Consider the following 14,896-nt stretch of genomic DNA (forward strand, 5'->3'; position numbering starts at 1 on the left):
TCCGAACTCGGGGCGACAAAGACCCGACGGCTGCCAGCCAGGCTTTGCCGGCAGTTTCCCGTGATAGGAATTTTTTCTTGACTGGGTGAGGGCAACTATGCTACATATTTGCCCATGGTGCTGAGTTGCGCCACGGGCCCGCCGCACAGGCGGGTTTTTGCGTTCAATGGTCCGTCAAGAGCGCGCAGGCGAAGGCTCCGTCAGCCCGGATTCGTTGCCTTTGGGTTTCAAAGACTTGCCAATTGACATTGCCTTGAACTGCCTCAATAAAACATTCGTTCGCCAGCGAAGGCAAATGTTCATCCCGCATCACCGAGCGGGACGCACTCCGGCTCGCGGGCAGAACGGGGAGTGCCTTTGCGCCGAGGTTGGCGGCAAAGGCGTTGGAGGTCAACGGAGCATCATTTCGAACCCGGGGGTCGGGCTCGGTGCTCCAGGGGAGGACAAATGGATACTATTCTTTCAGGCCTCAAAGGGGCCATCGACACGCTCGGCGCAACAGTGCTGCTGCCGATCGTCATTTTCATCATAGCCGTCGTTATGGGCGCAAAGGTCAGCAAGGCCTTTCGCGCCGCGGTCACCATCGGCGTCGCCTTCATCGGCATCAACCTCGTGCTTGGCCTGATGTTCACGTCGATCGGCGACGTCGCCAAGGCCATCGTCACCAACACCGGCATTCATCGCGACATCATCGATGTCGGCTGGCCGTCGGCGGCCGCCATCGCCTTCGGCTCGTCGGTCGGCCTCTGGGTCATCCCCGTCGGCATCCTGGTCAACATCGTGCTGTTGCTGACGCGCATGACGCGCACGCTCAATGTCGACGTCTGGAACTTCTGGCACTTCGCCTTTGTCGGCTCGCTGGTCGTGGCGGCGACCGACAATCTGGCCTATGGCATCGCCATCGCGGCATTGGTCGCGGCGTTGTCGCTGCTGTTCGCCGACTGGTCGGCACGCGCGGTTCAGCAGTTCTACGGCGTGCCCGGCATTTCCGTGCCGCATCTGGCCTCGGCGCAGATCCTGCCGATCGCCATCATCCTGAACTGGATCATGGACCGCATTCCCGGCATCAACCGCATCAACATCAACACCGAGACCATCGAGCGCCGGTTCGGTGTGTTCGGCGAGCCTGTCGTGCTCGGCTTGATCATCGGCCTCGTGCTCGGCGCCATCGCCTTCTACAATGCGGGGGATCTCGGTACGGTGCTCGCCAAGGTGCTGGGCACCGGCATGACCCTGGCGGCCGTCATGCTGCTTTTGCCGCGCATGGTGAAGATCCTGATGGAAGGGCTGATCCCGGTTTCGGACGCGGCGCAGGAATTCGTGCGCAAGCGTACCGGCGACCGCGAACTTCTGGTCGGGCTGGACTCCGCCATCCTGATCGGTCATCCGGCCGCGATCTCTTCGTCGCTGATCCTTGTGCCGATCGCAATCATCCTGTCGGTGATCCTGCCGGGCAACCGCGTCATCCTGTTCGCCGACCTGGCGGTCATTCCCTTCATCGTCGCCATGACCGCGCCATTGGTCAAAGGCAATGTGTTCCGCATGGTGGTGATCGGCACGGTGACGCTGGCGATCGGCTTCTACGTCGCCAACGCGCTGGCGCCGCTGTTCACAAGTGCCGCCGTCGCCTCGGGCTTCAAGCTCCCGGCGGACGCGCTGCAGATCACCTCGGTCGTCGACGGCTTCCTGTGGGTGCCCTATGTGATCATCGAGGCGATCCAGGGACTTGGCCTTGCCGGAATCGTCGCGATCGCCGTGGTCATCGCGGCATTGTTCGTCCTCTATCGCCGCAACACGCTCGGCTGGGAACGGGCAGCCGGCGCCGAGGACGAGCCGGCCGAAGGCACGGCCTGAGCCTCATCACGCCTGACGTTTGAAATGATCGTGCGCCCTCCCCGGGCGCACGATTTTATCGACGGAGCAAAAACATGTCTGACGGACTCATGCAACTTCTGGATCCCGAAGCGATCGTGCTCGGATCCGATGCCTCGACCAATGAGCAGATCATCCGCATCCTGGCCGGCCGGCTCGAGACGCTCGGCTATGTCAAAAGTTCCTATGCCGACGCGGTCGTGCGTCGCGAGTTGACCATCCCGACAGGACTGCCGCTGGAGCGCCCCGACAATGTCGCGGTGCCGCACACCGATCCGGAACATGTGCTGAAGCCCGGGATCGCCCTGGGCACATTGCGCCAACCCGTCGTCTTCGCCAACATGGAAGATCCCGACGAGAAGCTGCCGGTCGGCTTCGTCTTCCTGCTTGCCATCAATGACAAGGACAAGCAGATTGAAGCGCTGCAGGCCGTCATGGCCACCATCCAGAACCAGCAAGCCTTGGACGGCCTGAGGGCGGCCAGGACGCTAGACGACGTTCGGGCCGTGCTCGGCTGAACAAGGAGAAGCAAGAGATGTCCAGACAGAAAACAATTCTCTTTGCCTGCGGCACGGGCATAGCCACCTCGACCGCGGTCAACGTCGCCGTCACCGAGGCGATGAAACAGCGCGGCCTGACCTTCAACGCCCAGCAGGCCAAGGCGACCGAAGTACCGGGGCTGGCCGACAGCGTAGACTTCATCGTCGCGACGACGCCGATCTCGGCTTCGGTGACCAAGCCGGTCATCAAGGGCCTCGCCTTCCTCACCGGCATCGGCAAGGACAAGGTGCTCGACGAGATCGAGGCGCAACTGCGCAAATAGGCCGCTGCGCGCGACTCGGCTTCAAGTCACCCTGACGTAGCTCGTCATGCCCGATTTCTGATGCTCGATGATGTGGCAGTGCAGCAGCCAGTCGCCGGGGTTGTCGGCGACGAAGCCGAGGCTCACCTTCTCGTTGGGCTGGATGAGATAGGTGTCGGAAATCAGCGGCTCAACCTGCCGCGTCGAGGATGACAGCACCTTGAAGCTCATGCCGTGCAAATGCATCGGATGCGATTGCGGCGTCAGATTCTCCATGTCGATGACATAGCTCCTGCCAAGCTTCAGTTCGGCCAGCGGTGCGGTCGGATCCGGCGTGTCACCCGGCCACGGCACCTTGTTGATGGCCCAGAAACTGTAGCCGAGCGAACCGCATATGCCGTCGCCCGGAACGTTCTCGGCCGTAGCGCTGAGGGCCAGCGAAATGTGCCGGGCCGCGCCGAGATCGACCTCCGCCACCGGATTGGCCTCCAGCGGCGCGATATCACGAATATCGCGCTTCAGCGACTGGCCGGCCGCACGCAAGGTCGTCAGCACCTTGGGTTTGGTGCCCCTGACGTCCCGCAGGCTCACGGTCGCGTCCTCCTCGTCGGGCATGCGGATGGCGAGTTCCATGCGCTGTCCCGGGCCAAGCAGCAAGGCATCGGGCGAAAAACGCCGCGGCACAGGATTGCCATCCAGCGCGATCACCGTCGCCTGCGCGCCCTCGACGCGGAAGGCATGGATGCGCGTCACGTCGGTGATGGCGACGCGCAGCCGCACCAGCCCGCCGGCCGGCGCGTCATAGTGCGGCTGGTCGAGCCAGTTGGCCGTGCGCACCGTGCCATAGGTGCCGGTTCTCGCGGCATCGCGCGGCCGGAACTGGTCGATGAACTGGCCGTCGTCGCCGAGACGCCAGTCGCGCAGGTTGAGGACGATTTCGGCATCGAATTTCGGATCGTTCGGGTTCTCGACCACGATCACGCCGGTCAGGCCGTGCCCCATCTGCTCCAGCGTGTTGCAATGCGGGTGGTACCAGAAAGTGCCGGCATCGGGCGGCGTGAAGGCATAATCGAAGTGATCGCCGGTATAGACATAGGGCTGGACCAGGAACGGAACGCCGTCCATCCTGTTGGGGACCCGAACGCCGTGCCAGTGGATCGTCGTCGGGTCATCGATGGCGTTGACGAGCCGGGCGGCGAAGGGCTCGCCCTTTTTCATCCTCAGCACCGGCGGCATTCCGGCGCTGCCATAGGTCAGCACGTCCCTGGTCGGGCCGATCTCCATCAGCTTGGCCTGGATCTTGGCCGTCCGCAGCACCACCGGCTCGGGCGTGGCGGCGGCCCAGCCACCAAGCCTGCCCATCGCGGCAAGCCCGCCCGCACCGGCAACAGCGGCCGATTTCAGAAGTCGACGGCGTGTGATCAAGCTCATGCTGCGCTCCAGCGGGAAAGCCCTCGGAATCGCCGACTTGAATCACGATCGGACGGCCAGCGCAAATGCCGATATCGGCATTTGCGTCCCGATGAAGCCGCGGCCAGCAGGTCTGCGCGGACGGCACTTCGCCCCCGCCGTTTCGGCGGGAACGTGTATGCCGAATTTTCTCATCTTCAATGAGAGGAACGGACGGGCTAGCCGACGCGCGACCGGATTGTGCGACTGTGCGCGATCCGGTGCCAGACCATGTCGTTGAAGCCCCGATTCGTAAGATATTGCCGGCAAACGGGAACCAACCTTGCGCGAAATCCTCGGATTCAGGTGCCGGGATGCGCCTTGTTTTGCCCGTCCATGCCGGAAAGGCACAGGAAGGAGGCGGATGGCGCTGGAAGTGTTAGGCAGACTGGTGCTGCGAGAGAGGATTGAACTCTAGGTTGTTTAAATAAAATCAATCACTTAGAGTATATTTTGTAACATTGTGACGACCCGCGCAACGAACGATATAGTGGACACCGCAATTGTCTGGGAGCCAGGTTTTAGCGAATCGGCCCTCGCCCTTGCCTGGATTCCGTTGCGTCGCATAGGCCTGGAAAAATCGATGACGGGGACGGAAATTCAGGGAGATGCAGCGGGGTGAACCAAAGGCGGCCTTCAGCAGACTGCGGTTTTGACAGTGGTGTCTCGAGTCGTCGAGAACTCCGGCTCGCTCTTCTGTCAAAAGGAAGGATCCAGCCCAAAAAGCCGAAGTTACGCCCATCCCATCTATCGACATAGAACGGTCATCCACCCAACAGATCTAAACGCCGATCATTCAAACTGCCAAGCGCCCATTGCGTTGGGTGCGGCTGAGTTAATGCCATCGCGCCTCATCATCGCCGCCATTGCGTCGTCGATTGTCCGACCGGATATAGGTTCGCCTTCCTCCCGTAACATATGCTGGAGATGTGCTGCGTCATCGTTGGAATCGCCCATTGGCCAGAGCGCGGAACTGGCGAGCTTGCGCTTCTTTTGCATGAGACTTTGAAGCAGCAAGTCGAAAGAGTGCTCGCGGTATTCTGGATGGACTGCCATAGGCAAGTGGACTGTTACGGGTCTGGTTTGACCTAGGCGATGGACGCGGTCGTTGCACTGTTCCTCAACGGCCGGATTCCACCAGCGAGACAAGTGGATAACATGGGTGGCGGCCGTTAGGGTTAGACCGGTTCCCGCTGCTTTTGGACCGAGAACCAGCAGATCGAATCCGCCATCGTTGGTGAGGTGCTCCTGGAAGCGATTTACGATCGCCTGTCGCTTCTGGATGGGCGTGTCGCCATTGATGAGATCGACCCGCGCTAAGCCGAACTCGGCACGCACCAGTTCCATAAAGCGGAATTGCATCTGCCGGCTCTCAATGAAGACCAGAGCTCGCTCACGAGCCGACCTGATGCGCCGCAATATGTCGAAAGTTGCTGCCAGACGCCCTGACGCGTCAATAAATTCCTGCGCGTCTTCTTGCGCGTCGATTGCCGGATGCACCGAAACGGAGCGAATATGGTGCAGCATCTTCAACGCAGCGCCGGGCCCGCCACTTGCGAGCTTGACGCGAGCCTCCTCATAGCGGCCCGCCTGGAGTGGCGGCATTGCTCGCGGATGCATGAAACGTGACTTTGCCGGAAGGTCTCGGGCGACTGTTTCCTTCAAGCGTCGAAAGGCTAGCGGCGGCAAACCGTTCTGCGTCTTGAACACGCGAGAGTGGAGTTCCGACATGTTGTCTTCGTCCGGGGTTCCATATCGATCGCGGAACTCCCGTAACGACCCCAGCGCGCCAGGAGTCAGCTGATCCATAATCGCCCAAAGATCGACGGTCGAATTCTCGATCGGCGTTCCCGTTAGGCCAATACGAAAGTCGGCATTCATTGCCCTAGCGGCGTTCGCCGCCAGGGTGCCTGGATTCTTGATATTCTGAATCTCGTCGAAAACGGCAACCGCGAACGGGATTTTGCCAAGCGAATGCTGATAGTTGGTTAGCGTCGTATAGGTGGTTAGGATCCAGGTAAGGTGCCCCGCTCCCGCATTGAGTGCACCACGGATATCAGAGAAGTCCAATCTGGATTCGCCGTCGAGAGTATCGCGCCCGTTCGCCCCTGCAAGCTTCCTAGCTCCCGTAGCGGATCCATAGAGCCGTATGAGATGTCCGAGGCCCGGCGACTCGACGTGTTGACTAACCTCCAGTTCCCAGTTCTCAAGCAACGACGTCGGAGCAACAATCAGCATTGGGCCGCGGCTTGCTGTTCCGTCACGCTTCATATGCTCGTTCAGCCACGTCAGGAATGCGATTGTCTGCAGCGTCTTGCCCAGGCCTTGTTCATCGGCATTCAGGATGCCCGGCATTCCAGCCTTCCAGGATTCAATCTGCAAGGCTAAGCTCTCGACCTGGTGATCTTTCAACCTGGTCTTGATCGCATAAGGCACCCTGTCTCCGAGATTTGAATGTCGAGGCCCCCGGGTCGGGCGCCAAGAGACGTCCTCGAAGTTGACCTCGGTCTTCAGTATTATGGGGCCGTTCGGACCTACATCATCGTGATCAGGTTCCTCTTCTGCGAGGCTCCGCGACTGGATACGACCCTCAAGGACGTGAAGCGTCTGGCTGTTTGCGGGAAGTTCGATGTCTTCGAACGACAGAGTTGCATCCCCGCCATCGATAGCCGCTTGCACGCGATCACGCAGCTCTTCAAGTTCGGGTGTCCGCAGTTTATCTAGGCGCTTGAGCACAGCATCGGTGAAGGCCTCGGGCAGCCAAGTCGTGCCACTTGATGCAAATTCCGCCACTGGGTTTCCCGAGTAGGCCTCGGTGCCTGTTACGCGTTCCGAGAATTGGGAATACTCCTCGGTCTCGATGAACAGTGGTCCTGCCGCGGCCTCAACAGCTTCTTCCTGCGCCGCTGAAGACAATTCCTGAAAACCGCTTTGCCTTCGCAGATGCGCCTCAACTGCCTCGGTAATTCGTGCACGAGGATTGCGCACGAATGCCCTGCGCTCTTCGGGAGCCGCGCGCTGCATATCGGCCATGACCTTAAGCGCGGCCCCCGCGCTGCGATCAACGACCAGGAACTTACCCGGTGCGAGTCGAAACGCGTTGAGCGCACCGCGCTCGCGCAATCGTCGCTGAAACTGAACGAGATCGGCGCCGGCGAGCTCTGCCATGGCCTCACTTGTGACCGCGTCGGGATCGAGCCTTTCATTGGCAAAGGGTAACACCTCGAAGTCGTCACCATCGTCTGTCGGGCTGATTGAGAAGCCGTCGGCGAGCGAGACCTCAAGTCCGGAAAGGAAATCCGTCATCGAAAGCCGGGCCATGGCACTATCAGCCGACATCTCGACACCAGGTTCAAGCGTCTTGCGAAAGCGCGCTAAAGCCTCCCAGTGCTCAGCGTCGTCCTTGGACTTACGAAACCTCTCTGCTACCTCAATTGCCTCGAGCATCCATATTGGCAGCCGCTGCAAGCCTCGGTCCGTGTCGAGAATCGCTCCAGTTCTCTTCGGAATTCGTTGCTGACCCGACCGCAACCACTGGACTTGAAGGCGAAAGCCCTCTGTCCCGAGCACGCCCTCTGCGTCGGTGCGCAATGTCAGGTCCGTCAGCGTAGGCAAGCCGACCTCAACAGCAGTAGAATTGTCCAATGCTGCGGCCAGATGATGCCCAAGTGTGATGCGATCGGACGATATCTGAATAGTTTCATCGAGGCGGTCGGCCATCGATTTGAGATCTGCGAGGGCCAGGACTAGCCGACGATCGGCGCCTGAAAGCGTTTCGAGATCAATCTTCCTGCCGGGCATTAAACGCCCCAGCAGACCAGAGCGGTGGGATAAAAGGCGCAGCGTGATCTTGGAGGCGTCGTAGCTGAGTTCAAATGTCATCGGGATAGTGCCATCAGGACACGGGATTGCCAGTCGCCCAAGTGCGCGATCGCGTCGAGGTTTGGGAGGTTCCGGATGTCTGCCACGTCGTAACGTGATCGATAGAGCTCAGGGGTGCGCGGCTGGTCGGCCTTGAAGAAATGGACTTTGAAGTTGAATGTCCCTTCAACGACGATTTTGTTGCGGATACGCATGACGAGCAGAGACTTGTCGCGGTCGCCGACCTGCCGGCCGAAACGCCGTCCATTTTGACGGACATCTGTGGGCAACTTCGAAAGCGCCGCACGATGTCCATCATCGTTGAAGGCGATCCAGACTTCATCAATGCGCCCTTGCTCATGGAGTGTCCACCAGAACTTCTCCCTGTCGGCCCACATGTGACCGCGTTCTACTTCCGTCAGAACTCGGAACAAGAACCGTATATCCGCACCCATTAGCCAGCGCAGGAATATCTGAACCAAAGCTGGATCGACCTCATTCCAGGCAGGGTGAGGGTTGACACGAGGATGGCTGTAGAGCTGCGTCAACCGATCGACCAGAAGGCTCTGGATCTCTGCGGGGGGGCTGCGTGTCCGCCAGTGGCCCAGGAGAATTTCAATCGCCTTACCCGCCCCTACCTGTCTGAGCGCACGATCATCCGGTTTAAGCCAGCCCAGCAATCGCTCAATATCATTGAGCGACGTGAGTTGCGGCTCGATGATATTGAGAAATTCGATATGAGCCGTGTCCATTAGACCGGGCGCATGCGGCTGATGAAGTCCCAACGCCCGAAGGCCATGCCAAGGATCCGGCATAAGGTCCATTTTGGCGGCAAGCGCCGAGGGTGCATGGTGCGCGTCTAGCAACTCCGGGACGTTCTCCAAGAGAGGCTGCCAACGAGCTCCGATCCTGGAGCGAGAGTGTTGCAGCGCCTCAGCTAACTCCAGCGTGTGGGCCTTACCTGTCTCGTAGCTCTCGATATAGATCCGCACCATCGGGTTGATGAAACCATGCCGTGTCGTTGCGCGAATCTCGGCACACAGGAAGCGGCGAATGTCAGCCAGATCGTCACGAAACCGGTGCGCTGCCGCGTAGACGAGAGAAGCTACGCGCGTCACGAAACTCATTGGCACTTTGTGCCAATCGTGTTCTCTGATCCTGCGCAGCATCTCGGAAAAGAGCCGTTCGGCGTCCCGTTCCGGAGGCTTGTCAGGTGCGTCGTATCTGTCGAGAACCCGACGGATGTTTCGCTCGATCAACTCGAACGATGGCAGCGAGGGCGTCGCGAGCGGTCGTAGATCGTCGAGTCGGTGGGACAGGGACGGCTGATGCGCTTCGTTGGTCACGGGCGACCCATCCGAGATCCGATGAGCAGCGCACCGCGGACCTTCTCGATCTCGTCGGTGTCGCGAGGAACATGCATGATAATGCGCAGATCTATGCGCCGGTTGGATGCCTTGTCTCCGACAGTGTCATTTGGAGCGATCGGACGCATCCGACCGTAGCCAGCCACTGACAAGACAGGTTGCCGCTGGAAGTTGAGGTAGTTCAATAGCTTCTCTTGGTGCGTGGTCATCGCGCGGAACGTGGTCGTGGCACGATTGGTGGACAGCACGAGATTTGCCATATCGTCACCGTCGGAATCGGTGTGGCCTTCGATCTGGACGGCTTCGATAAGGGCGAACCCCGAATTACAGTTCGCATCGAATCTGGCATCAGCACCCAGGGTATAACAAGGTAGGATGTCTCTCAGACGATCGGCTAACACCTGCACGAGGCGCAGCCGCTCGGGAAGGAGCGTATACTCCCCCCGCTTGAAAAGCCCCTCTCCCTGGAAGCGAAGCGACTCCTCGCTCAGCATCAGCTGGAGATCCGGAAAGTCCACACGGATACGGTCGCGCAGCTGCTGAAGGATACGCCTCCGAGCCTCCATGCTGTTATTGATGTAGGCTTCGAGCGGATTTGGCTTTCTCAACCTTTCCAGTTCAGCCTCGAGCTGTGCAATCCGGGCCTTCAGCTCGGCGATTTCCTTATCCGCCCTCTCACGGGCTGCGATGGCCGCGTCGCGCTCAGTTTCCAATTGCGAGATGCGTTCTTGCAGGCGTTTCAGGTCTTCAGCCAATGCGTCGCGTTCGTTCAAGACCTGCTCGTATTGGGGACGAGGCACCATCTCTGACGGATTGTATCGACTTGCGAAGAAAGCAAGCAGCAGGATGACGATGAAGAGGAAGCCAACCGTCATGTCTGTCATCGACACGAAGGCGGACTCTTCTTCTTCCTCATGCCGGCGACGACGCATAGAGCTGGCACGCATCAGCTGCGTCCCTGCTGTGGTTGGAACTCCTGCAGTCCATCAAGGATCGTTTGAAGCGTCGAGAGCGCCGTGTTCAGTTGACCCGCCATGGTCTGAACATGGCTGCGAACGGCCTGCATCGCCTGTTCAGTCTGGCTGGAGTAAAGATCGAACGCATGGCCAAGCTTGTGGTCGATCGTATCCATGCGATCGCCTTGACCACGCAGCCGTTCTAGCATGGTCGCGACCGCGGCAAGCGAGCTTTCGACGCCCTGGCGTTCTGCGGCAATCGTTTCACGCGCCGCCTCCAATGTCCGGGCAGCGGCCTCCGCAGTCGCCCTCGAGCTTTCCCGGACGGTTGCGACGGCATCCCGCGTGCCGTCCGCAAATTGGCGTAGGGTGCCCTCTATCCGCTCGGATGTCGCGCGCACAGGCGCTGCCGCGGCAACTAGTTCTTGGGACGCTCCACGGAAAGTGCCCGCGGCTTCGGCACTAGCCGACGCGCCGTCGCGCACAGCATCCGCAAGTCGGCGCATTTGGTCGGCGCCGCCCGCGAGCGAACTCACCATGCCGTCGAGCTGGCGTGCAATCGCCTCGATCGGAGCAATCAGATTATCGCCCGCCTTCGAAGAAAGCGCTTGGGTCATTCCGGCTATGTCGGCACCCGCCTTGCTGAAAGCATCCAACATTGTCTGCCCGGCAGCGCCAATTACTTTACCCGCATCTTCACCCGCGAGTTCCAGGCGAGCTTTTGCTGCATCGGCGCCACTGCGCGCCGCGGTCTCAATTTCGCTACGCATGGCGACAGCAGCGTCGCGCATGTCCACCGCAGCGGCCGAAATCGCCCGGGCACCTTCGCCGGTGTTGTCGCGAATGCTTTCCAGCGTCCGGTTCATGGCACCGAGAAGTTGCTCGGCGCCCTGGTTGAATACGCCGGCTGCGGATTGTGCAGAGGCAGACATTGCTCCACGCAGCTCATCCACCGCCTGGGCGACACGAGCAACGGCTTGCTCCATTTCGCTCCCCATGCGGCCGGAAGACTGATCCATGCGATCGGCCAGCTGGCTTATCTTGTCGCCAGCGTGCGCCAAGTGCTCACTTGCCTGCCCAAGCGCACCGGCGACCCCTTGTGTCACCTGCTGCGACAAGTCCGTCGCCATAGTCGCAATGCTATCGGTGCCCTGTTGGCTCACCTTATCCATGATGGGCTGCATGGCCGTCGTGATGGAGGACGAAATTGCCTGCGGCAGTTCAGTTTTGAGAGGCCCACCGATCTCCGCGATCATTTGCAGGGTAAGTTGTCGCTGGTGCTCGCGACTTTCGATCGTCGCACGGAGTTGGTCGACCGCAATCTGCTCCAGACTGGCGAAATTTATCCGGCCTTCGACCGTCCTGCAAAGCCGATGCAACTGTTCATCAAGGCTGCCGACGAAAATCCGGAGCACGATCGTCAACACGATCGAACAGACCAAACCCGTCAGGGACATGATGAACTTGGCCGATGCGATCCGCAGCAGATTGGCCATAGCGGCGTCGTCGATATGCTTTCCAGACAATGCATTCAGTGCCGCGATAAGGCCAAGAAAGGTGAGCGCCAGACCGATCGAGACGAACAGGCCTGGCCAGATTCGATAGAAGCCCTGGCCAAAGTGCAGATCGTCGATGTTGAAGAACGCTGACGGACGCACGGAATTGCGAAGCAGCGGCTCGCCGCTTGAGTTGTCGATGAACAGTGTCTCGTCGAATTCGCTCCAAGCTTCGCGAAGAGCCTCCTGCTCTTTGCCTCCCTTCTGGCTGTTGAACCACGCACTAATCTTTTCGCGGCCTTGCAGCAGCGGTGAGTCGCCACTCCCAAGTTCGCGGCGCAACCGTTTGATTGAGCTGATCCGCTTCTGGAAGGTGTGCCACGCAAACGCTAGGATGACGGCAAGCGCAATCAGCAGCAGGATCACGACGATGCCTGGTGCCGCGTCACCAGTTAGAAATGACGCTGCGGAAAGAACCAGGTCCTTTACCAAGGTCCCTAGCCCAAGAACTGAACTAAACATAATCGCTATTCCACCCCGCTGCCGGAAGATCCGCCGGCATTAACAACCCAGCCAGGGACGTTCCGATATTCGCCACTTAATTTCCACTGCCGCGCGACCTTATCCACTGTTGTGCTGCTTCTGCTCTTGCAATTGACCATATCAAAGGCAAGCTCGGGCAACGTGTAGTGAAGCTTGTGGCGGAAACGGGTGCCAAGATCGGCGGGTTTCCGTGTTCATCATGTCCTCAAATGAGGATCTGTATCCTCGATAAGCGCACGCATAATTACCCTCCCCTAGGAGGGTTGCCGGATGCAAATTAGGCTATCAGTGAACCGAATTGACGCCATCTTTTGCGGCGGTCCAGAGCTGGCAACAAGCGAGAGTTGATCAGATATGGCAAGATATGCACCCAAGAAGACTCATGACTTGCACGCCGGATTGACCGTCAGCATGATCGCAACGAAGAGATGTGATTTCGTCACCTGCCAAAAGAAGAGTAGCCTCCCCGACCTGGTTGCCGGAAACAGCGATAAATTCAGCTACATGCCCGTTATCGAGAAGGGGAGCGACTATGAGCATGTGGTCGGCGTAGTCCACCTTGAACCCTACTTCGAAACAGCCCCTCCAAAGTATCCGTTGGCGAGGCCTTTGAACAACTGAGCGAACGATACCTGATCGGCGCAGATGCCAGCATTCTGTCCTTCATTTTGGAGGCTGACTATCATCCATTCCGACTTCTAGTTTCCGACACAATGGAATTGTCGGATTGGTGAGCCTCTCGGATCTGCAGAAACTTCCAGTTCGCGCTGCTCTTTTTGGGCTTGTGACGGAGTTGGAGATCCAGATGACAGAAGCCATAAAGGCCAAAGATCTAGGTCAAGAGCGGTGGCCCAGCCTCATGTCTGCAGGGCGGCGCTCCTCCATGGAGAGCCGGATCAAGCTCGCGCGATCAAAGGGCGGCATTCTCGACGAGCTTCTCTATACCGAATTCTGCGACAAACGAGATATATTGATGAAGCTGCTATTTCGAGAAGACCCACGGCGTGCACAATTTGTCAAGAATCTCAAAGAAATCGAAGCCTTACGAAATCAGCTTGCACATGCGAACGACTACGCTGATACGAACGGACGGGCAGCCGGCATCTGTGCCGTGGTTCGCAACCTCATCACAATCCTAAATACTCTTCAACCCTTCGAGGCGGCATGATCGCGGGTGGGAGCTGCGTCAGCCGGCCTGGGCGAATAGTGCGCGCTGTGCCATCTGCGATGCCGCTCGCCTCGGAGTGTTAAAGAAGGGACCTTCTTTTGCCCCACTTTTCCGTCAGGCAAGGTAGGCGAACAACCCTCACATTCGACATGACTCGAACGTCAGTTAGCTAGCTTCTTGCCCAGGGCGCGGGAAATTGAATTCGCAATCAGGAACCGGTCAGTTCCAGGGCGAAACGCAGAAGCAAGGATTCGAAGCCGCTCTGCGTCTTTGAGACTGTATCCAACACCCACATCAACCGCCCGTTGGATCGCTCTTAGCCCCCAATATTGCACGAAAGGTTGCTTTGCGATTTCGACGGACTCAATTAGCCCGCTGAAATCGACCGCTTCTGGAAATGCAAATGCGTATGCAATAGCACCCAGCTGCTCACCAGCCTCGTTGCTTCGCAGGGCTTCATTGTGCTGTGGCCACTTTCCCTCAAGCCTTCCAGCTTCCTGTAGCATCTGGCCAAACAACTTATCCATAGCGGCTGTTCGAGCGGGACCACTCGGCATACTTCCTCGAACCGCGGCATATTCCTTCGCTAGTTCCACCAAGCGTTGGACAGACCCATCGCGGTTTGTCATTTCGAGCCCGCGCTCGGCTCCGGAAAGGAGGGCTGTATCTTGCGACCTAAAAGCGATCTTGGAGACAGACGCGACCTCGTCCTTCGCCTCTCGAACGTTTTGCTTAAGTTCCCGCAACTCCGTTTCGATCAAACCCGGAATGGATATCTTGGAAATGATTGGCGAGAGCCATGGGATGGCCGCTATTAGGATCAAAGCAACACTGATCGAATCTATGCGCTCGAAAAGCGTTGGGAACGCTATGCGAAGCACAATTGCAACAAGCGCGCCGGCTGTAATCCATATACGGAGCCCCCTATGCGAGGCTGCGGTGGTTGTGGTCGCCTTCGGTCCCATGCCTTCGCCTCCGTCAACGATTTTGATCCAAACCACGCCCCCGGTCCCTGCATGAGGAAGTTGCGCTGACCCTATTTTGATGACAGTCCATCCAAATGGCCGTGGCTCGCAAGCGCCTGCATTGCCTGCGTGAGCAATGCGTCAAACTGCCGTCTGATATCCTTTCGGTCGTTCAGGGGCATGGTCGTCCACACGGCCCTGTCCGCATCATGCACTTGGATGCCGTATCCGTTCGGCACCTTTCGCCGGTCTATCGTGCCCGACGCTCTGTATCCAAGCTTTCTCAGGCCGGACGCGTCCCTAGCCCGCATTTCGATCGCCCACTCACGCTCGGGCGTGATCTCGCAAAAGAACAAAGGCCCTTCATGCTTCGACATCGTTCCCTTCCCCTCGCGCAGCGCGGCGTTCGCCGTCATG

Annotated in this window: 11 protein-coding genes; 4 read left to right on the plus strand and 7 right to left on the minus strand. The window is 59.0% G+C overall.

Annotation, left to right across the window (positions count from 1 at the left end):
* Window positions 1-447: 447 nt before the first annotated feature.
* From LB566_RS24975 to LB566_RS24985, 3 genes are all read left to right on the plus strand, one after another.
* Window positions 448-1,854 (plus strand): PTS galactitol transporter subunit IIC, encoded by a 1,407-nt coding sequence (locus tag LB566_RS24975; RefSeq protein WP_224628306.1) that lies wholly within the window; start codon window positions 448-450, stop codon window positions 1,852-1,854.
* 74 nt (window positions 1,855-1,928) lie between these two features.
* Window positions 1,929-2,390, plus strand: a complete 462-nt coding sequence (locus LB566_RS24980) for a PTS sugar transporter subunit IIA (RefSeq protein WP_140552662.1) — start codon at window positions 1,929-1,931, stop codon at window positions 2,388-2,390.
* A 17-nt stretch (window positions 2,391-2,407) separates the two neighbouring features.
* Window positions 2,408-2,695: a PTS sugar transporter subunit IIB gene (locus LB566_RS24985; protein WP_140513359.1), complete on the plus strand. Its 288-nt coding sequence runs from the start codon at window positions 2,408-2,410 to the stop codon at window positions 2,693-2,695.
* Between the two features lie 21 nt (window positions 2,696-2,716).
* Here LB566_RS24985 and LB566_RS24990 read toward each other — a convergent pair whose 3' ends face one another.
* From LB566_RS24990 to LB566_RS25010, 5 genes are all read right to left on the minus strand, one after another.
* Window positions 2,717-4,105, minus strand: coding sequence for a multicopper oxidase family protein (locus LB566_RS24990; protein ID WP_224628307.1), 1,389 nt, complete (start codon window positions 4,103-4,105; stop codon window positions 2,717-2,719).
* Window positions 4,106-4,915: 810 nt separating this feature from the next.
* The gene (locus LB566_RS24995; protein WP_224628308.1) at window positions 4,916-8,005 is read right to left on the minus strand and encodes a DEAD/DEAH box helicase; all 3,090 of its coding nucleotides are present in this window, start codon (window positions 8,003-8,005) and stop codon (window positions 4,916-4,918) included.
* Entirely contained in the window at window positions 8,002-9,330 is a 1,329-nt protein-coding gene (locus LB566_RS25000; protein WP_224628309.1) for an EH signature domain-containing protein, read from the minus strand. Before LB566_RS25000 ends, LB566_RS24995 begins: the two co-directional genes overlap by 4 nt.
* Entirely contained in the window at window positions 9,327-10,298 is a 972-nt protein-coding gene (locus LB566_RS25005) for an OmpA family protein (protein WP_224628312.1), read from the minus strand. Before LB566_RS25005 ends, LB566_RS25000 begins: the two co-directional genes overlap by 4 nt.
* Complete coding sequence (locus LB566_RS25010) at window positions 10,298-12,295, minus strand: hypothetical protein (RefSeq protein WP_224628313.1); 1,998 nt, start codon at window positions 12,293-12,295, stop codon at window positions 10,298-10,300. Before LB566_RS25010 ends, LB566_RS25005 begins: the two co-directional genes overlap by 1 nt.
* 856 nt (window positions 12,296-13,151) lie before the next feature.
* On the opposite strand from LB566_RS25010, the gene LB566_RS25015 reads away from it, so the two are divergent.
* Window positions 13,152-13,514: a hypothetical protein gene (locus LB566_RS25015; RefSeq protein ID WP_224628314.1), complete on the plus strand. Its 363-nt coding sequence runs from the start codon at window positions 13,152-13,154 to the stop codon at window positions 13,512-13,514.
* Between the two features lie 161 nt (window positions 13,515-13,675).
* Here LB566_RS25015 and LB566_RS25020 read toward each other — a convergent pair whose 3' ends face one another.
* Both LB566_RS25020 and LB566_RS25025 read right to left on the minus strand, forming a co-directional pair.
* Window positions 13,676-14,479: a hypothetical protein gene (locus LB566_RS25020; RefSeq protein ID WP_224628315.1), complete on the minus strand. Its 804-nt coding sequence runs from the start codon at window positions 14,477-14,479 to the stop codon at window positions 13,676-13,678.
* Window positions 14,480-14,550: 71 nt separating this feature from the next.
* Window positions 14,551-14,895 (minus strand): hypothetical protein, encoded by a 345-nt coding sequence (locus tag LB566_RS25025; RefSeq protein ID WP_224628316.1) that lies wholly within the window; start codon window positions 14,893-14,895, stop codon window positions 14,551-14,553.
* Between the last annotated feature and the right edge of the window lies 1 nt (window position 14,896).

It is taken from the genome of Mesorhizobium sp. CA13 (assembly GCF_020165235.1).
Taxonomy (GTDB): domain Bacteria; phylum Pseudomonadota; class Alphaproteobacteria; order Rhizobiales; family Rhizobiaceae; genus Mesorhizobium.